The organism is Burkholderia glumae LMG 2196 = ATCC 33617 (assembly GCF_000960995.1).
In the GTDB taxonomy this organism is placed as follows: Bacteria; Pseudomonadota; Gammaproteobacteria; order Burkholderiales; family Burkholderiaceae; genus Burkholderia; species Burkholderia glumae.
In genome coordinates this window covers 1548308-1566246 of record NZ_CP009434.1, presented here as the reverse complement: position 1 = coordinate 1566246, position 17939 = coordinate 1548308, and the positions used below count along the sequence as shown (strand labels likewise).

Here is a 17939-nt window from a genome sequence, read left to right as displayed (position 1 = left end):
GACAATCCTTCTTTCTGCTGACAGGCAAAGCGCGCGGCGCTGGCCCGGTTCGAGGTCGCGCCGCGCATCGCATCGGCTGCCGGCAGCGCAGTGACGCTACGCTGATGTCATGCGCGCGTCACGCGCCGCTTTCAGGCCGCTTGCACTCTGCCGGAACGCTTGCCCGCCTACCTCGGTTACGCTGTAATGCTAGATTCGATACGACCGGGGCGCATGGCCGTCGCCATCGCAAAGCAATGAGCCATAGTTCGACGAACCCCCACCCCTTGCCGCGAAGCGCCGCGTCGAACCCAGCGCCCGCCGCCGCCCGCCAAGGCCGCGCGCCCGGCCTTCTTGCCACGGACCAGACGCCGCCCGCATCGCCCATGCCGAGGCATGCCGCCGCGCTGACGCACATACCGGTCCCGGCCTCGTTCGGCACGCCCACCTGATCCTTCCACCTTCCAGGCCCTGCCGCGCATCGGCGCAAGCGGCAGGGCCGGCTTCGAGCGCGCCACGCAGCACCCATCATCCAACAAGCATTTATCCATCGGGGAAATTCCATGTCGGCTTCCATCCATCCGTTTCGCAACAAGCGCGAAAAACCGTATCAATGGGCGATGATCGTGATCGGCGTCCTGTTGTGGATCGCGATCGCTCAATGGCTCCGCTCGCACTGGTATCAGCCGAAGTTCGGGCACGTGATCCGGCTCTACGCAGGCTACGCGATGGTGCTAGCGGTCGGGCGCTGGCTGGCGGGCGGCGCCTATCGGGCGACGGCGTTCGGCAATATGGTGCTGGTCGGCCCGAGCCAGTTTCCGGCGCTGCATGCGATGGTGGTGGAGGCGTCGCGGGAAATCGGTCTGAGCGAGCCGCCGCGAACCTTCATCCACAACGCGAACGGCGTGTTCAACGCGTTCGCGCGGCGGCTGTTCGGCGGCCGCTACGTGTTCCTGACCGCCGCGCTGGTGGAAGCCAACAACGACGCGCAGGTGCGCTTCGTGATCGGCCACGAGCTCGGCCATCACGCGGCGGGCCACCTGAATCCGTGGCTCAACGCGCTCCGGCTGCCCGCCCATCTCGTCCCCTTCCTCGGCAAGGCCTATTCCCGCTCGCGCGAATACACGTGCGACAGCATCGGCGCCTACCTGGCGAAGGACGCGGCCGCCTCGCGCGGCGCGCTGCAGATGCTGGGCTGCGGATGCCGCCGCCTGAACGGCTCGATGAACTGCGAGGCCTTCGTGGCCCAGGAGCAGCAGGTGCCGCCGATCTTCGGCTTCCTCACCGAGATCAACCGCTCCCACCCGCGCCTGACGCGCCGCGTCGCCGCGATCCACCGCGGCACGACGCACGCCGGCGCGGCCGAGGCGCGCGAGCCGCAACTGCCGACCGGCAGCCTGGCCTGACGGCTGCCGCCGCGCCCGGCGCCCGGCGCCCGGGCGCTCAGCGGCTCGCGCGCCGCGATACCAGCCGGTATGCGGCGATCGATCCGCCCACCGCGAGCAGCATCGGGATCAGGAAGTCGTGGCCGATGCGCGTGAACTCGGCGATCAGCACGATCGCCGTCAGCGGCATCTGCATCGACGCGGCGAGGAACGCCGCCGCGCCGACGACGGCGAACGCGCCGGGCGCCGCCCCCGGCCAGACCAACTGCCACGCGCCGCCGAGCACGATCGCCAGCAGCGCGCCGTTGGCCAGGCCCGGCGTCAGCAGTCCGCCCTCGGCGCCGGCCCGCAGGCTGCCCCACTCGATGGCCACCTTCAACACCAGCAGCACGGCGGCCATGCCCACCGTGAGCGCGCCGTCGAAGCCGAGCGAGGCCGTTCCCTTGCCGTTGCCGAGCAGCGCCGGCAGCGCGATCGACAGGCCGCCGATGATGGTGAAGTTCAGCACCGCCAGCACCGGCAGCCGCCAGTCCCTCGGCGCGCGCACGCGCGCGGCGCTGGTAAGGCGTGTGAAGCCGTAGGCCGCGAGACCGAACAGCGGCCCGCAGACGGCGGCCCACACCACCAGCGAGGCATCGATCGCAAGCGGCGCGAGCGTGTACTGGTGCTCGTTGCCGAGCCCGATCCAGGCCACCACGGCGGCGATCGACGACGTCACCAGCGCCGGCGCCGCGGCGCGCCAGCCGAACGTGCCGAGCAGCACCTCGAGCACGAACACGGCACCGCCGAGCGGTACGTTGTAGACCGCGGCGAGCCCCGCGCCGGCCCCGCAGGCCACCATCAGCCGCTGGTCCGCGGCCGGCAGCCCGACGCGATGCGCGATCCAGCCGGCCCACAGCGCGCCGATCTCGCGCGGCGCCACCTCGCGGCCGAGCGGCGAGCCCAGCGCCACCGTCACGATCTGCAGCAGCGCATGCGCCAGCGTGCTCGCCACCGGCATGCGCGGGTCGGCGGCCTGCACGGCACGCTTGATGCTGACGAGCGGCTTGCCGTAGCGATACACGGCCCACCAGCCGAATCCGGCCACCAGGCCGCAGGCCGCCAGCACCGCCACGCGGCGCGGCGGCGCCGCATGCGAGACGCCGTCGAGAAAGGTTTCGCCGCTGATCACGTGCGCCAGGCTGTAGCCATAGGCGAGGTGCTGGATCGCGTGCAGCAACTGCGCCAGCAGCATGCCGCCGAGCCCGGCGCCCACGCCCGTCAGCAGCGTCACGATCACGAAACGCACGAGCGGACGAATCGCGGCGGCGCCGGTGTCCGCGGCAGCGCCCCCGTCGCGCACGGCAGCCGCTGGCGCCGATGCCGCGAACGGCGCGGTCAGGCCCGGCGCGGATGCCGGGGCGGTGGAAGCAGTCGAAGTGGCTGACGAGGACATGGTGAGCGCGGCATGGCGGTGAATCGGAGCGGCGGCCGGGCAGGCGCGCATGATGCCCCAGGCACGGGCACGAGGCGTCTCGCGTGGGTCGAGCCGCCGCAATTACGACATCGTAGCCAGCACCAACTCATGAAACAAATGGATTTTTCTTCTTGATTCATTTATTTTTCGCATGAACCGAACGCGATCTCGCGTTCCGCGCCACGCCGCCCCTGCACCGCCCGGCGGGCCGCACGCGGCGCGCTCGCGTTTTCCTGGCGCCCCACGCCTTGATGTCCGGGCCTCCAGGCAACCGGCCCGCCGGTCATCGCAGCCGACAGGCTGGCCGACCAGGCCCATCGGCAACCGCGCGAGGCGCTGACGAACGGCGTCGGCGAGCCCTGCGCGATCGCGGCCTCCGGCCAGCGATCGCCAAGCGCCGGACCGAACCCGGCAGCGGACTCGGCAACTATCGTTGGGTGGTCGAACGCACGCCCTGCCGGCTTCACGATTTCCGTCGTCAGCGCACTCGCCTCTCAGGCAGACTGCGGGGCCGATCCATGCCCGGCGTCGAGCGTCGGATAGCTGATTCGCTCGGGCTCGCGACGCAGGATCACGCGCCCGGCGCGCACCGACAGGAGCGGTTTCACCTGCCGGCGCAGCGCGTCGTAGTCGCCGCTCGCGTCGAGCACCACCAGGTTCGCGGGCCGCCCCGCCGCGAGCCCGTAACGCTCGCCGAGCGAGAGCGCGGCGGCGCTGTGGTCGGTAACGAAGTCGAGGCAGCGCTGCAGGTCGTCGTAGCCCATCATGTGGCAGATGTGCAGACCCGCATCGAGCACGCGCAGGAGGTTGCCGTTGCCGAGCGGATACCAGGGGTCCTGAATCGAATCCTGTCCGAAGCAGACATTGATGCCGGCGCGATCGAGTTCGCCCACCCGCGTCACGCCGCGCCGCTTCGGAAAGGTGTCGAAGCGGCCCTGCAGGTGGATGCTCTCGGTCGGACACGAGACGAAGTGGATGCCCGAGCGCTTGAGCAGCCGGAACAGCTTCGAGCAATAGGCGTTGTCATAGGACCCCATCGCGGTGGTATGGCTGGCCGTCACGCGCGAGCCGATGCCGCGCACGCGCGCCTCCTCGGCCAGCACCTCCAGGAAGCGCGAATGCGGATCGTCGGTCTCGTCGCAATGGACGTCGACCAGGCAGCCGTGCCGCTCGGCCAGATCCATCAGGAATTTCACCGAACTCACGCCCTGCTCGCGCGTGTTCTCGAAATGCGGAATCCCGCCCACCACGTCGGCGCCCATTTCGATGGCGCGGGCCATCAGCGCGCGGCCGCCGTCGAACGATTCGATCCCCTCCTGGGGAAACGCCACGATCTGCAGGTCGATCAGCGCGCGCGCCTCGTCCTTCACCTCCAGCATCGCGGCCAGCGCGGCCAGCGTCGGGTCGGTCACGTCCACATGCGTGCGCACATGCTGGATGCCGTGGTCGCGCAGCATCGCGATGGCCGCGTGGGCGCGCGCCTTGGTGTCGGCATGCGTGATGGTGGCCTTGCGCTGGCCCCAGCGCTCGATGCCCTCGAACAGCGTGCCGCTGCGGTTCCATTCCGGGTCGCCGGCGGTCAGCACGGCGTCGAGATGGATGTGCGGCTCGACCAGCGGCGCGATCACGAGCCGTCCGCCGGCATCGATGTCGTCGGGCGAGGCCGGCGCGACGCGCCCGGCCTGCGCATCGATGCGGGCGATGAGCGCGCCGTCGATCTCGAGGGTATGCAGTCCGCTGCGCCGGCGCAGCGTCGCGTTGACGATCTTCATGATGGTTCCTGTCGTGACGGCAATCGGAGCCGGACGCGCCGGCCGACCTTCATTCTAATCAAACCCCGGGCCCGCCGACATTGCCGGTGCCCGAGGCCAGGCATGCCGCGCCGACTATTGCGTGATCCGCAGAGCTGCCTGCCGGCCGGGCCGATGTTTTGCGCACCGTCGGCTCCCTACACTGCCCTCATCGCTTCGATCGTTGCCCACGCACCGATCCCGATCACTACCCGGAGTCACGCCATGAATGCCAAATCGCTCGTCGTTTCGACCACCGTCGCGCTGCTGATCGCCGTGCCGGCCCTGTCCCGTGCCCAGGCTGCCAAGCACGGCCTGACCCGCGCGCAGGTCGTGCAGGATCTGGTCGATCTCGAATCGGTGGGCTACCAGCCTTCGCACGGCAACGACGCGTCCTATCCGAACGACATCCTCGCGGCCGAGCAACGGCTGGCGGCCAGGAAGCGGGCCGCCGACGAGGCGGGGCGCAACGCCTACGGCCAGAACGCCGCGGCCGGTGCCGCAGCCGGCAAGCGCGCGCCGTGAACCCCGGCGATCAGTGCGCGGCGGCGGCCCCGGACTCGTCAACCTCGTCGGCCGCATCGGCCACACCAGGGCGCCGCGTCGAAGCCAGCGCGGCCCGCATCCGCGCGTCGAGCGAGGCCAGCATCGCCTCGTCGCGCGCGATCCGGTCGGGCAGGTCGGCGCGCAGGAACGCCACCCAGGTGCGCACTTTCGCATCGACGAAGCGGCGCGACGGATACAGCGCGTAGATGCGCATGCGCTGCAGCGTATGGGCGGGCAGCACGCGCATCAGCGAGCCGTCGCGCAGCAGTCCGATCGCGGCGTACAGCGGCAGCATGCCGATGCCGATCCCGTCGCGGATCGCGATGGCCAGCGACTCGGCGGTGTTGGTCTGGACCGGGCCGCGCACGCGGATTTGCTCGACCTGGCCGGTGCGGCTCTCCAGCAGCCAGTCGTGGGTCGCAAAGGCCGGCGTCTGCAGCATCAGGCAGTCGTGATCGACGAGCTCGGACGGGCTGGACGGCGCGCCGCGCTCGCGCAGGTAGGACGGCGACGCGCAGAGGATGCTGAAGGTTTCGCCGAGGCAATGCGAGACGAGTTCCGAGTCGGGCAGCGACGAGGCGGTGACCACCGCCATGTCGCTGCTGCCGTCGAACAGGTCGGGCATGCGCTGCGACAGCGTCAGCTCGACCGACACGCCGTGGTGCCGCTCGCGGTAGCGGGTCAGCGCCGGCATCACGTAATGCTGGCCGATGCTCGCGAAGCTGTGCAGCCGCAACACGCCGGACGGGCGCTCGTGCGCGCGGCTCGCCTCTTCCTCCGCGGCGCCGACGTCGGCGAGGATCTGCCGACAGCGCAGCAGGTAGCGCTCGCCGGCAGGCGTCAGCGACAGCCGGCGCGTCGAGCGGTTCAGCAGCCGGGTGCGCAACCGCGCTTCGAGTTCGGTGACGGCGCGCGAGGTGGCGCCGGTGGTCGAGTTCAGCGACAGCGCGGCGGCCGTGAAGCTGCCGGCTTCCACCACACGGGCGAATACCCGCATGTTCTGCAACGTGTCCATGGATCGGGAACGACTTCGGTACGAAAGAAGGACGCCATTGTCCGTCGCATCAACCGCACGATTGTTACCTGTCCGGCAATTCTGGCTTACCCGCGTGGCCGTTAATGAATGCGCGCCGCGCCCCTACAATCGGCGCCGCATCGGGCGCGAGGTTCTCGTCGGTAGCGATGCCGCTCGACTCGATCGGGTCCGGTGCGGCCGGTGCGTGCTCGCGCGCTGTAGATCCGCCGCGGCGCCGGGGTAGCTCGGCGTGTCGGGCGAGGCCGCCTCAATCACGAGCGGCTGCTGCGCGCGCGTAACTGCGCGCGCAGCAGATCCATCATTCCGGCCGGCGCCATCGCCTCGCCAACCATGAGCAGCGCGACGCACCATGGGCTGAAGCAAAGAGGCCGAGCGGGGACTCGCCCGGCCTCCGGAAGAACGACGATCAAATGATCACGCTGGGCGCTTTAAAAAGATAGCTTCGAGGTGGACTCGCTCAGGCGTGCGGAACTGATCAGTGAAGAATTTTTCAGTGTCGCGGAATTCCAAACATGTTGCGTGGAAAGGCTCCCGAATGGTCAGATGAAACTTGCCGCCCGCCTCCCGAATACCGTCCAGCATCACCACGTGGCCGCCTTTTGACAAGATGCATGGTCCCATCTCGTTGATCTTCTTTGCCAGATCCCGCCACGCTTGCTTGCGGCTCGGGTGGGAGGCACCGAATGTGCCTTTCTTGTAGCTAATGTCGTGTTCCACCAGCACAGGGGTACATCCCGTCTTGCGCTGCAACGAGGCCATGATGTGGGAAAGCTCGCGCCGGCTACCTAGATTCTCGGCCTGGTAGCGGTCAGCGTTGTGGAACCCCACATGCCCATGATCGAACATCATCATGAGTTCGCAAGCGTTCGTACAATCGCGGAAACCGGGCTGAGGGACGAGCACCTTTCCATTGGGCAGCGGGTATGCCTGGAATTGCGATCCGACCTTGATCGGACTCACTGGATATCCATCGACCTCGAACGCTACCTGCGATCCATCTCCCGATAGGCTGAATCCGCCGATGCGATTGGTCACTCGATCGGCCGGAACGTCGTAAATGAGGCCACTCTCGACCTGCGATATGTAGTTGTGGCTAACATCGTCGGAGCGCGGGTAGCGACGAACCATGCCATCGCTGCAGCGGACCATCGGTTCGGCGAGCTGACCATACTTTACGTCCCGAGGGAGGCCATAAGCTGCGGAGGGCTTCTCATACATTGCGCCGACGATATTCGAAAAGCCTTCAAAACCTCTGAAATCCGACGTTGGGAGTAGGGGTCGGTGAGTCCTGTTGGTCAACACGGGAGATGGCGGTGCGAATTGTGCAGACGACGAAGCCTCACCTGGGCCCCTTGGCCGCCCCCTTGCCGCGCCCGACTGAGAACTCGCAGGCAAATCCGCTCGGTACCTGGTTCGCCCATCGGCATTGGCGCTTCGACGCGCGCGCCGCGCTTCCGGCATTCCATCGGGCCGCGGAAGCGACTGCCGGGCGCGTGGCGGTTCGCTGCCCGGCTGCGGCGATTGGTTGTGATGCTGAGGACTTTGTCCAACCTGCATTTCGTTCATCCTGCGTTGCAAATCCGCGTATGCAGCAGGGTCGTAAAGAGCAGCGTTGAAGCGAGGATCCATATTGATGTGTCGATGCGGTTGATGGAGCCTGCAATGTTCTTCGTTTTGGGATTTTCCCGGTTCATCGCGCGCGAAGGAGGCGCCACCCCGGCGAAGCGTGGCTCGCAGCTTTACCGAGACGGTGGACCGACCGGTCTGTCGTTGAAAGTAGCGTATGAGCCACGTCTCCGTATGCTTTGCAGTTCGAACCATGACGAGCACGGTCATGCCATATTGCGTTTCTCGGCGTCCAGTAGAGTGACGCCGACGTTCCCCCCGCCCCCGCTCTTGAGTAGCGCGAGGCTTTAGAGCCGCTAACATAACCTAGACATGACGTAGCAGAAATCGTATCGTCTGCGATATGGCAAGACGCAAAATCAGCAATGAATTTTGGGTGGCACTGGAACCTCTGATTCCGGAATTCACCCCATCGCCCAAGGGCGGACGGCGGCGCACGGTCGATGACCGAGCTGCGCTCAACGGCATCCTGTATGTGCTGCAAACCGGCATCCCGTGGGAAGACCTCCCGCAAGAACTGGGCTTCGGCAGTGGCATGACGTGTTGGCGACGTCTGCGAGACTGGCAAGCGGCCGGTGTATGGCATCGGCAGCATCTGGCGATGCTGCGTCGGCTGCGTGAGCACGACCAGATCGATTGGGAACGCGCCAGCCTCGGTGGAGCCAGCGTCTCCAGCCCCGGAGGGCCAGGAAACCGGCCCCAACCCGACCGACCGCGGCAAGCTCGGATCGAAGCGACACATCGTCGTAGATGCACGCGGCATTCCTCTGGCCGTCACGATCATGGGAGCCAACCGCCACGATTCGATGGCATTCGAGTCGACGCTCGATGCCATTCCTGCGGTACCCGGGCTGAACGGTCCGCCACGCAAGCGCCCGAGCAAACTGCACGCTGACAAAGGGTATGACTTCGGGCGTTGCCGACGTTATCCGAGACAGCGCGGCATCAAGGCTCGTATTGCACGCCGCGGTATCGAAAGCAGCGAACGGCTGGGCAGGCATCGTTGGGTCGTCGAGCGTACGCATGCCTGGTTTGCCGGATTCGGCAAGCTTCGAATTCGCTTCGAACGACGCCTCGATATTCATACCGCTCTGCTTGTCCTGGCTGCCGCCGTCATCTGCTCCAGATTCGTGGATGACTTGTGTTAGCGACTCTAATACTACAGCCGTAGATAGAACGAAGAACGAGGTACGCAACCCCGTCGCCGGTAGTGGCATTGCTGTGCGCGATACTGGTGTCTTCGGCGCCATGTGGACCATGCCAGCACGTACTCGACGGAGTATGTGCCTCGCCATAGCAGCCGGCACAGCAGCCTACGTATCTCTTGTACGCTAAGCGGCACCGAACCTTCAGGTGTTTTTTTGCCACGTGCCCTCAGGGCTACGAGCACGGCATGCGCCAGTAGGGATAGCGTGATGTGGCGATACCAGCCATGCCACCGGCGCACCTCGTAGTGATCAAGCCCACATTCGCCTTTGGTTGCCTCGAAGCCCGTTTCGATTTCCCAGCGCCGACCCGCGACGTTGACCAAGGTTTGCCGTGTCGCCTTGCTGCGCGGCGCGAACACGACGTAATACGCGTGTTCGCGTTTCTCATCAAGGCTGCGCGCACCAACAGATAATGTCCAAAGCGACGCTCTCCGGCGGTGATCTGCAAACGCCACAGCGGTGTCAGTGCCCAGTCATACAGCCGCTCCCCCTTGGCACCCGCACCCGATGACAGGCGTAGCCACGCCCGTGCCGGCAGGCATTTGGCGTTCTGCTCGGCACTTACGTAGTCGGGACCCTGCCACCACAGAGGTTCGTTCTTCGCGACGGCCAGCACGAAAGACTGGCCTCGTGATTCGAGCCACAACCTTAGATGACGGTCACCGCCGTAAACTTCATCACCCGTAACCCAGCCACACGGCACGCCAGCATCCAGCGCCCGTTCAAGCATGCTGCGCGCGAGTTGCGGGCTCGTTGCAAACTCCACCGACTCGGCAATGCCCGCTGCCTTGCAGCGCATACGGTCATCGGTCCACGCCTTGGGCACATACAGCTCGCGGTCAATAAACGCGCTACCCCCACGGCCGGCATAGCAGAGGAACACGCCAATCTGGCTGTTCTCGATACGACCAGCGGTGCCACTGTACTGGCGTTGCACACTGGCCGAGTGCTGCCCCTTCTTGACAAAACCTGTCTCATCTACGACCAGCACCGCGTCACGTTCACCCACCTGCTCAACCACATACTCCCGCAATAAATCGCGCGCGGCATGGACATCCCACTGCGCCCGCTCTAACAGGTGCTGCACGCCATCGGGTGTCGACTCGCCGATCCATTCGGCGAGTTGTCAGCCGTTTTTACGTTCGACCGTGCTCATCAAGCCTTTCAGGTACGCGAGTGACCGTTGCCGTGGCTCCGGACGCTTGAACAGGTCGCCGAGCCGGCGATGCAAAGACTCCAGTTCATGCTCCCACGCTTTTTCATTTGAAGGTATCGACCATTTTCACCGTTATCCTAATTATTTTTTTATAGTAAAAACCACGGCTGTAGTATTAGGCATGCTGGTGGGTGAAGCGCTGCTGGGCCCGCGGGTGGTCGGGCGGCGTAGGCGCGCGGTGCGGCAAGCGCATGGCGTATAGCTTCTCGACGTGGCGTGAATTGACCGAGGTTCCCCAGAATCAATCTGCTGCATGAAACATGCAGGTCGCGCTCACGCCCCTTGTGAACACACTCCGCTAACGTGACAGCGCCGCAGGCGTCCTTATCGAGGAAAATGAATCGAACCGACGCGCAATGGCCGGCGCGAAAACAGAATGAACATGGCTGCTCAGCCATTGTGGCGAATGCGATACTCACGCCGCGCGACGCGTGGCGACGCTCCGCCCGTCGCGCCCGACCTCCGATACGCACCGTACATCTGCCCGCCGCGCGGCACCCTCTGCGCGGCGCCCCTCCACCGCCGAAAGACGACAGGACTCTTCCCATGATCATCAAACCAGGCGACTTCCAACATCCGCAGGTCAAGGACCTTCTGCGTCTGCACCTGCAGGGCATGCATGCGAACTCTCCGCCGGACAGCGTATTTGCGCTCGACCTATCCGGCCTCAAGCGGCCGGAGATCGCGTTCTTCACCGCCTGGGAGGACGACACCTTGCTCGGCTGCGGCGCGCTGCGCGAACTCTCGCCCACCCGCGGTGAAATCAAGTCTATGCGCACCCATCCGGCGCACCTGCGCCGCGGTGTGGCCTCCCGACTGCTCACCCATCTACTCGACCTTGCACGCGAGCGCGGCTATACGCGTGTGAGCCTGGAAACCGGTTCAGGCGATGCGTTCGAGGCCGCCGTGACGTTGTACCAGCGCCACGGCTTCATCAAAGGCGAACGCTTCGGCGACTACACCTCCACGGGCTTCAACCGTTTTTTCCATCTCGATCTGGCCGCGAACTGAACGTCTTCATGCGCACGCTGCAGTCTCGCGGCGTGTGCCCCTCCGCCGAACCTCCCGCTCCCTTCGCTTCGGCGCTACGCTGGTTCTTGCGTGCCGGTGTGGCGTTTCATTTTGATATTTACCAGCACCGGCTTAATTCCATAAGTTTGGACCAAACGTTTAATTTTTTATTTACGCCCATCTAAATTTGCTGCTAAACTAATTTCATTCAATTAATGCACAACTTTGGTGAATATATTTTTGAAAAGCGAATGAAAGCAAATATGCAGTTCAGTACTACCTGATTAAGTATCCGACGCACCATTCCAGTGCAGTTGGTGCTGATTACCGACGACAGCGCGGGAGATCAGCCGTCTTCGCGTCGCATGTCTGCCGAGATCGCCGGAGGGTCTCCGGGAATTCGGCGTCTGGACAGCTGCAGTCCGCCACCAGCGGGACTCGCGGGTAGCGTCGCTTACGAAGCCGCTACTGGTCCACGCTGTGCCATGATCGCGGCCAGTTCGCATTTTGCGATACTGAGCCGATTTAATTGATTCGTAAGCAATCGATTGCTTTCATCGTCACCTCGGCATTTAAGAAATGCAATTATTATCCCCAACTGGGGAAAAATTTGATTCAATCCCCTCTATTTATTTTTCGACGAAATTCGAGGTGCGAGCATGATTTACTTCAACTACCGTTCGATACCTGAATTATGCGCGTGCACCGCCGACGAGAAGCATCGGGTCTGGCATTACTCGATGAAGAAGGCGATGCACGGCAAGATCCTGTTCTACCAGCTGCTGCTGATCGTGCTGCTGGCCACGCCGCTGATCGCGATTGTCGCGCTCAGCGTGCGCGAACGCTTCCCGAACCCGTTCGTGTCGATTCCGCTCAGCTATCTGCTCGGCGTGATCGTGCTCTGGCTCGCCGTCCAGATCTCGAAGCTGACCTTGCTCAACGTGCTGCGCAAGGAAGTGGCGAGAACCCTGACGGCCTTCGGAACGCAGGTGCCGAACATCGAATCCGGCTATTCGTGACACCGTGAAATCGAGTTTCAACCGACAACCAATGGGAGTGGTCCATGATCGACAGATCAGCGTGGAGTGAGCGGTACAAGTTGGGGTTGGCTGCCATCAAGACCCTGGAGCCCGACAATGGCGATCTCGTGCTGAACAAGCTGCGCGAGGTGTCGCCGCGTTATCACGACATCAACGTCGAGTCCTACGGCGACTACTTCGGCGACGAGCGGCTGTCGATCAAGCTGCGCACGCTGATCACGTTGACCACGCTGGCGGCGATCAACGCGTATCCGGGGCTGATCCAGTTCCACGCGAAGGCCGCGCTCGAGGTGGGTTGGACGCCCGACGAGATCTTCGCAGCGCTCGAACAGAATTCACTGTTCGCCGGCTACCCCTACGCGATCAGTTCCATCTACACGGTACGTGAGCTGTTCATCCAGCTCGGCGTGCTCGCCACCGAGCCGCGCGCGGAATGAGCCGCGCCCCCACCCGCCTTCACCAGGAACGCTAGATGAACATTGTCGGCATATCGGCTCACTATCACGACGCGGCCTGCTGTCTGCTCGTCAACGGCAAGCTCGTCGCCGCAGCCGAGGAAGAGCGCTTCACGCGACTCAAGCACGATCCGTCGATCCCGCGGCACGCGCTGCGCCACTGCCTCAATGCCGCCGGCCTCGACATCGTCGACATCGATTGCATCGCCTATTACGAGAACCCGCACCGCAAGCTCGAACGGCAGCTGGCAATGAGCCTGCCGCATCTGCACGCGCGGCCGAACCTGTCGTTTCGCCGTCAGGTCGATCCTGCCATCGTGATGCGCGACATTCGCGACGTGCTCGGCTACGAGGGCCGCGTCGAGTGCTTCGAGCACCACCGCTCGCACGCGGCCAGCAGTTATTACTACGCCGGCTTCGACGACGCGGCGGTGCTGACCGTCGACGGCGTCGGCGAGTGGAACACGATGTCGTTCGCGCACGGTCGAGGCAGCCGCCTCGACCTGCTGGGACACGTCGATTTTCCGCATTCGATCGGCCTGCTCTACAGTACCATCACCGCCTATCTCGGCTTCGAGGTCAACGAGGGCGAATACAAGGTGATGGGGCTCGCTCCCTACGGCAAGCCGACGCTGGTCGAACCGATGCGGCAGTTGGTCAAGCGCAGCGAGGGCGGTAGCTTCGAGCTCGACCTGCAATATTTCGCCTTCATTGGCGAGGACGTGATGTACAGCCCCGCGCTGGAGGCGCTGTTCGACCACCCGGCGCGCCAGCGCGGGGCGGCGCTCGACGGGTTCCACTACGACGTGGCGCGCAGCCTGCAGTTGGTGCTGGAGGAACTGCTGCTCGAGAAGGTCCGCTACCTGCACATGCTGGTGCCGTCCGAGAACCTCTGCATGGCGGGCGGCGTGGCGCTCAACTGCGTCGCCAACGGGCGAATCCACCGCGAGGGGCCGTTCCGCAACCTGTTCGTGCAGCCGGCCTCCAACGATTCTGGCTGCGCATTCGGCGCGGCCGCGCTCGGGCACGTTCTGCTGACGGGCGAGGCGCCGGGCCTGGGAGAGCTGCGCCACGTCTATCTCGGCAGCGCCAACGCGGGCACTGAGGTGAGCCGTCTGCTGGAAAACTCGCCGGCAAGCTGGCAGTCGTTCGCGGGTGACGAGGCCGCGCTGGTCGATGCCGTCGCCGAACGGCTCTCCGCGGGCAAGGTAATCGGGTGGGTGCAGGGCGCAATGGAGTTCGGCCCGCGCGCGCTCGGTGCGCGCTCGATCCTCGCCGATCCGCGCGTGCCCGACATGCGCGAGCGAATCAACCGTGCCGTCAAGAAGCGCGAGGGCTTCCGCCCGTTCGCGCCGTCGGTGCTGAAGGCGCACGCGTCGAGCCACTTCGATCTGGCCTATCCGTCGCCGTTCATGTTGGAGACCTGCCAGACGCGTTCGCCGCTCGAGCTGCCCTCGATCACGCACGTGGACGGCTCGGCACGCGTGCAGACCGTGGACGAGGCGGTCAGCCCGCGCTACGCGCGGCTGATCGAGGCGTTCCACCATCGCACGGGCTGCCCGTTGCTGCTCAACACCTCGTTCAACCTGAAGGACGAGCCGATCGTGCGCACCTTCGAGGACGCGCTGATCTGCTTCCTGCGCTCGGCGATCGACTGCCTGGTAGTAGAAGATGCGCTGATCGATCGCGACGACGTGCCCGAAACCTGGTTGAAGCGGTTCGGCGACACCGCCCCGCTGGTCTCGTCGGGCATTGCCCACAACGTCTACAGTTTCATCTAGGAAGCGAATACCGCGATGACATCTCCCACTCTAATTCGCTTGGCACAACTAATTGGTGAGAATCGAGACGCACCCGAGATCATAGATCTCGTCAAGTCACTGGTGCTCGGTGAAGCCGCCGCCATTCAGGCCGCCACCGCGACGCGCCCGCCCGCCGGGCCTGCCGCATCGAAGCCGGCCGGGGCCGGCGACACGATCGGCTGCTGGCGGCGCGGCGCCGATCATCCGCAGCGTTTCGAGCGCGTCCAGGACGCGCAGGGCAACTGGCGCACCTGGGCGGACCTGGATCATTTCGAGTTGGACGGCACGGCGCGGCGCGTGGTGTTCGTCGGCGAATCGGCCGGACGCGGCTTCCTCTACGACCCCTACCTGACGCCCGCCGGCGTGCTGCACAAGCACCTGGAGCGGCTCTCGGCATCGCCGGTGCAGGTGCTCGACCTGGCGCGCACCAACATGAGCTTCACCGAAAGCGTCGAGATCTCGACGCGCGCCGCCGAGCTGCTGCAGCCCGACGCGCTGGTGCTGTTCGCCGGCAACAACTGGCTGTCGGCCGGCGACATCTTCGGCTACGTTGATCTGGTGGGCCTGTCGTCGGCGCTGCGCGCCGACGGGATCGCGGGCCTCGTCGCGACGCTCGAGCAGGCGCTGGAAGGCTTCGCCGCCCGGCTCGTCGACACGCTCTCGCGGATCGGCGCGAGCACCGGCGCGAAGCTGGTGCTGGCGATCCCCGAATTCAACCTGCGCGACTGGAAGCCCGGCTTCACGCAGGCGCCGCCCCTACTGTCGGGGCCGGCACTCGCCCAATGGGAGGCACTGCGCGCCGAGGCCGAGGCGGCCCGCGGGGCCGGCGACGCTACGCGCCTCGAACGCGCGGCCGACGCGATGCTCGCGCTCGACGGCGGCTACGCCTCGCACAGCCTGTGGCTGAAGGCCCAGGCGCTGCTGCACGCACAGGGCGCGCCGGCCGCGCGGCCCTGGCTCGAAAAGGCCCGCGACATGGCGGCGATTCTGCCGGTGCCGCAGGCGCCCGGCATGCATACGCGCTCGATCGACGCGCTGCGCCGGCACGCCGCCGCGGCCGGTATCGCCGTCGTGGACCTGCCGCAGCGCTTCGCCGAGGCAGGGTCGCTGCCGGGCCGCGAGCACTTCCTCGATTACTGTCACCTGAGCGAACTCGGCATCGATACGCTCGCACGGCATGTGGCGGCGGCCGTGGTGACCGCGCTCGGCTGCGGCAGGCCCGACCCCGGCAAGGCCGACGACAAGCCGGCGTATGCACTGTCGGCGCGGGCCCGGGCCAGCGCCATGTTTCTCGCGGCGATCCACAACGCAAACTGGGGGCAATCTGGCGAGATCATCGCACACTGGGTCGACTCGGCGATCGACACGGCGCCCGACGACGTCAGGCTCTGGTACCGCTCGTTCCTCGCCTTCGAGACCTGCCTGCAGCCGCGCTGGACGCACCAGGCGTTCGACGATCTCGACATCGCGCAGGTGGAGCGATACATGGGCTTCAAGCTCAACCCGCACCTGGCCGACCACGAGCTGAAGACGGCGATGGTTCGGGCGCTGGCGCGCCATGGCGAGACCGGCGTGCGCGAGGCCTGGCACGCGCAGTTGTTCGACGCCTATCTGCGGCCCGGCACCCCGCAGGACCTGTTGCAGCCGCAGCACGCGGCGCGCCACCACGCGGCGCTGCGCCCGTTTCACGAGAACCCGGGCTACTACCAGGCCATCGGCGGCGAATCGGACTTTGCCGTGATCTCGGACGGCCGTGCCGGCGCCGTGCTGCGCTCCGTGATCCGGGTGCCGCGCGGCCTGTCCGGGCCGGCCCGCTGCACGGTCAGCGTCAACGGGCGCACGCTCGGCACGCTCGCCGTCGGCGCCAGCTGGAGCCGCGCCGAAACGGCGATTCCTGCCGATGCGCTGGTGCCCGGCGTGAATCGCCTGGTGCTGCACTGGCCCGCGCCCGAGCGCGTCGACGACACGCTGGTCGAGCGCGCGGCACGCAGCCTGTCGATGCAGCGCGGCCCGGAGGTGTTTCACGTGCGCGGGCAGATCCACCGCCTGACGCTGACGGGCGCGAGCCCGACCGCCTAGCCCGCAAGTCCCGGAGTCCTTCATGTCCACGCTGTCTCGCATCCTCGCGCTGCCGCCCGTCGCCCGGCTGATCCTGGTATTCCAGCTGCTGATCAATGCCGGCAGCTTCATGGTGATCCCGTACCTGGCCGTCTACGTCGTCAAGGACATCGGCCTGAGCGTCGCGTTCGCCGGCATCGTGCTGACCGTGAAATCGGCCTGCCAGCGCGGGCTGATCCTCTACGGCGGCTATCTGGCCGACCGCCACGGCGAATTCGTCGCGATCGTGCTTGGCAACCTGCTGCGGATCGCGTCCTATCTCGGGCTCGCGATGTTCACGCAAGACGCCGGGCTACTGGTCAGCGCGGCGCTGCTGGGCGGCAGCGCCGCGCTCTTCATCCCGGCCTCGAAATCGGTGCTGGCCAAGGTCGTGAGCGACGACCAGCTCCACTTCGCCTACGCTACGCGCAACGTCTTCAACAATCTCGGCGTGGCCGCCGGCGGGATTCTTGGTGGCGTGCTGATGCGCCTCTCGCCGACGATGATCTTCCTCGCGGCGGCGGCGATCCAGGCGATGGTGCTGGCGTTCTTCGTCGTCGCGGCGCGCGGCGCGACGCGTTCGCGGCCGGAAGCGGCCCGACCGCGGCCGGCCGCGCCGGCGTATTCGTTCGGCGCGGCGCTGCGCGAGATCCTGCGCAGCCGCGCCTTTCTCGCGATGTCGCTGGTCAACGTAGTGTTCTACGCGATCTACATGCAACTGGAGCTGACGCTGCCGCTGCACGCGAACCAGCAGTACGGGACGGCCGCCTCGGGGCTGATCTTCACGATCAACGCGGTGGTCATCATCGCGCTGCAGTTGCCGCTCACCCAGTGGCTCGCGCGGCGCTTGTCCGAGCACGCCATGCTGGCGGCGGGCTTCGCGATCGTGGCCGCGAGCTTCGCCGGCTTCGCGGGCCTGCCCGGGCCGCTGTGGTTCGGCCTGATGATCGCCGTCTACACGATCGGCGAGATGATCATCGATCCGACCATCGACGCGGCGGCCAACCGCTCGATCCCGCGCGCCTACGCCGGCACCGTGTTTGGCATGCTCGGTCTGACCGCGCTGCTCGGCTCGCTGCTGGGTGGCACGCTCGGCGGCGAATACTACGCGCGGCTCGCGAGCAAGTCGCTCTACTGGGGCGGCTACGCGGCACTCTCGCTGGCCGCCTGCGTGGTGCTCGGCTGGGCCGCGCGGCGCCGGCATCCTGCCTTCTCGCGGCAGTCCGATCGCGCCGTCTGAGGAGAGCGCGCGCCGATCCTGACTCCCGTCCGACACGCCCTGACATCGGGTC

At 66.1% G+C, this 17939-nt stretch carries 13 protein-coding genes and 2 pseudogenes; 10 read left to right on the top strand and 5 right to left on the bottom strand.

Features of this window, described 5'->3' with window-relative positions; genetic code table 11:
• Positions 1 to 542 precede the first annotated feature (542 nt).
• The gene (locus KS03_RS07885; RefSeq protein WP_015877351.1) at positions 543 to 1385 is read left to right on the top strand and encodes a M48 family metallopeptidase; all 843 of its coding nucleotides are present in this window, start codon (positions 543 to 545) and stop codon (positions 1383 to 1385) included.
• 37 nt (positions 1386 to 1422) lie between these two features.
• Here KS03_RS07885 and KS03_RS07880 read toward each other — a convergent pair whose 3' ends face one another.
• Positions 1423 to 2745: a chloride channel protein gene (locus KS03_RS07880; RefSeq protein WP_169511665.1), complete on the bottom strand. Its 1323-nt coding sequence runs from the start codon at positions 2743 to 2745 to the stop codon at positions 1423 to 1425.
• Positions 2746 to 3149: 404 nt separating this feature from the next.
• On the opposite strand from KS03_RS07880, the pseudogene KS03_RS31140 reads away from it, so the two are divergent.
• Positions 3150 to 3323 (top strand): annotated as a pseudogene (locus KS03_RS31140) (IS5/IS1182 family transposase); the annotation flags it as partial.
• On the opposite strand, the gene codA reads toward KS03_RS31140, so the two are convergent.
• The gene (gene codA / locus KS03_RS07875) at positions 3315 to 4592 is read right to left on the bottom strand and encodes a cytosine deaminase (RefSeq protein WP_015877353.1); all 1278 of its coding nucleotides are present in this window, start codon (positions 4590 to 4592) and stop codon (positions 3315 to 3317) included. The pseudogene KS03_RS31140 and the gene codA overlap by 9 nt on opposite strands.
• Before the next feature lie 243 nt (positions 4593 to 4835).
• Here codA and KS03_RS07870 point away from each other — a divergent pair, with 243 nt between their 5' ends.
• Positions 4836 to 5135, top strand: coding sequence for a DUF4148 domain-containing protein (locus tag KS03_RS07870; RefSeq protein ID WP_015877354.1), 300 nt, complete (start codon positions 4836 to 4838; stop codon positions 5133 to 5135).
• Positions 5136 to 5145: 10 nt separating this feature from the next.
• Here the strand turns inward: KS03_RS07870 and KS03_RS07865 are convergent, their stop codons facing one another.
• Both KS03_RS07865 and KS03_RS07860 read right to left on the bottom strand, forming a co-directional pair.
• Entirely contained in the window at positions 5146 to 6171 is a 1026-nt protein-coding gene (locus tag KS03_RS07865; RefSeq protein WP_015877355.1) for a LysR family transcriptional regulator, read from the bottom strand.
• Positions 6172 to 6606: 435 nt separating this feature from the next.
• Positions 6607 to 7320 carry a hypothetical protein gene (locus tag KS03_RS07860; protein ID WP_127913899.1) on the bottom strand — a complete coding sequence of 238 codons (714 nt, stop codon included), beginning with the start codon at positions 7318 to 7320 and terminating at the stop codon, positions 6607 to 6609.
• A gap of 841 nt (positions 7321 to 8161) precedes the next feature.
• Between KS03_RS07860 and KS03_RS29725 the strand changes: the two genes are divergently transcribed.
• Positions 8162 to 8966, top strand: a protein-coding gene (locus tag KS03_RS29725) for an IS5 family transposase (protein WP_088499511.1) whose coding sequence is annotated in 2 segments (ribosomal slippage) — positions 8162 to 8496 and positions 8495 to 8966 — 807 coding nt in all. Because the reading frame shifts where the segments join, the coding sequence is not laid out codon by codon here.
• A gap of 11 nt (positions 8967 to 8977) precedes the next feature.
• Here the strand turns inward: KS03_RS29725 and KS03_RS29720 are convergent.
• Positions 8978 to 10299 (bottom strand): annotated as a pseudogene (locus tag KS03_RS29720) (IS701 family transposase).
• Positions 10300 to 10788: 489 nt separating this feature from the next.
• Between KS03_RS29720 and KS03_RS07850 the strand changes: the two are divergent.
• The 6 genes from KS03_RS07850 (at position 10789) to KS03_RS07825 (ending at position 17887) form a co-directional block, all read left to right on the top strand.
• Positions 10789 to 11253 (top strand): GNAT family N-acetyltransferase, encoded by a 465-nt coding sequence (locus tag KS03_RS07850; RefSeq protein WP_015877356.1) that lies wholly within the window; start codon positions 10789 to 10791, stop codon positions 11251 to 11253.
• Between the two features lie 659 nt (positions 11254 to 11912).
• Entirely contained in the window at positions 11913 to 12272 is a 360-nt protein-coding gene (locus tag KS03_RS07845) for a hypothetical protein (protein WP_017423364.1), read from the top strand.
• Positions 12273 to 12316: 44 nt separating this feature from the next.
• Positions 12317 to 12730 (top strand): carboxymuconolactone decarboxylase family protein, encoded by a 414-nt coding sequence (locus KS03_RS07840; RefSeq protein WP_015877357.1) that lies wholly within the window; start codon positions 12317 to 12319, stop codon positions 12728 to 12730.
• Positions 12731 to 12765: 35 nt separating this feature from the next.
• Positions 12766 to 14529, top strand: coding sequence for a carbamoyltransferase family protein (locus KS03_RS07835; RefSeq protein WP_015877358.1), 1764 nt, complete (start codon positions 12766 to 12768; stop codon positions 14527 to 14529).
• A 39-nt stretch (positions 14530 to 14568) separates the two neighbouring features.
• Positions 14569 to 16629 (top strand): hypothetical protein, encoded by a 2061-nt coding sequence (locus KS03_RS07830; RefSeq protein ID WP_127913898.1) that lies wholly within the window; start codon positions 14569 to 14571, stop codon positions 16627 to 16629.
• 22 nt (positions 16630 to 16651) lie between these two features.
• Positions 16652 to 17887: an MFS transporter gene (locus KS03_RS07825; RefSeq protein ID WP_015877359.1), complete on the top strand. Its 1236-nt coding sequence runs from the start codon at positions 16652 to 16654 to the stop codon at positions 17885 to 17887.
• Positions 17888 to 17939: the final 52 nt, after the last annotated feature.

Excerpts from the sequence above, each read along its gene's own strand:
- KS03_RS07885 (WP_015877351.1), top strand. The coding sequence starts at position 543 with ATGTCGGCTTCCATCCATCCGTTTCGCAACAAGCGCGAAAAACCGTAT.
- codA (WP_015877353.1), bottom strand. The coding sequence starts at position 4,592 with ATGAAGATCGTCAACGCGACGCTGCGCCGGCGCAGCGGACTGCATACC.
- KS03_RS07870 (WP_015877354.1), top strand. The coding sequence starts at position 4,836 with ATGAATGCCAAATCGCTCGTCGTTTCGACCACCGTCGCGCTGCTGATC.
- KS03_RS07865 (WP_015877355.1), bottom strand. The coding sequence starts at position 6,171 with ATGGACACGTTGCAGAACATGCGGGTATTCGCCCGTGTGGTGGAAGCC.
- KS03_RS07860 (WP_127913899.1), bottom strand. The coding sequence starts at position 7,320 with ATGGTTCGTCGCTACCCGCGCTCCGACGATGTTAGCCACAACTACATA.
- KS03_RS07850 (WP_015877356.1), top strand. The coding sequence starts at position 10,789 with ATGATCATCAAACCAGGCGACTTCCAACATCCGCAGGTCAAGGACCTT.
- KS03_RS07845 (WP_017423364.1), top strand. The coding sequence starts at position 11,913 with ATGATTTACTTCAACTACCGTTCGATACCTGAATTATGCGCGTGCACC.
- KS03_RS07840 (WP_015877357.1), top strand. The coding sequence starts at position 12,317 with ATGATCGACAGATCAGCGTGGAGTGAGCGGTACAAGTTGGGGTTGGCT.
- KS03_RS07835 (WP_015877358.1), top strand. The coding sequence starts at position 12,766 with ATGAACATTGTCGGCATATCGGCTCACTATCACGACGCGGCCTGCTGT.
- KS03_RS07825 (WP_015877359.1), top strand. The coding sequence starts at position 16,652 with ATGTCCACGCTGTCTCGCATCCTCGCGCTGCCGCCCGTCGCCCGGCTG.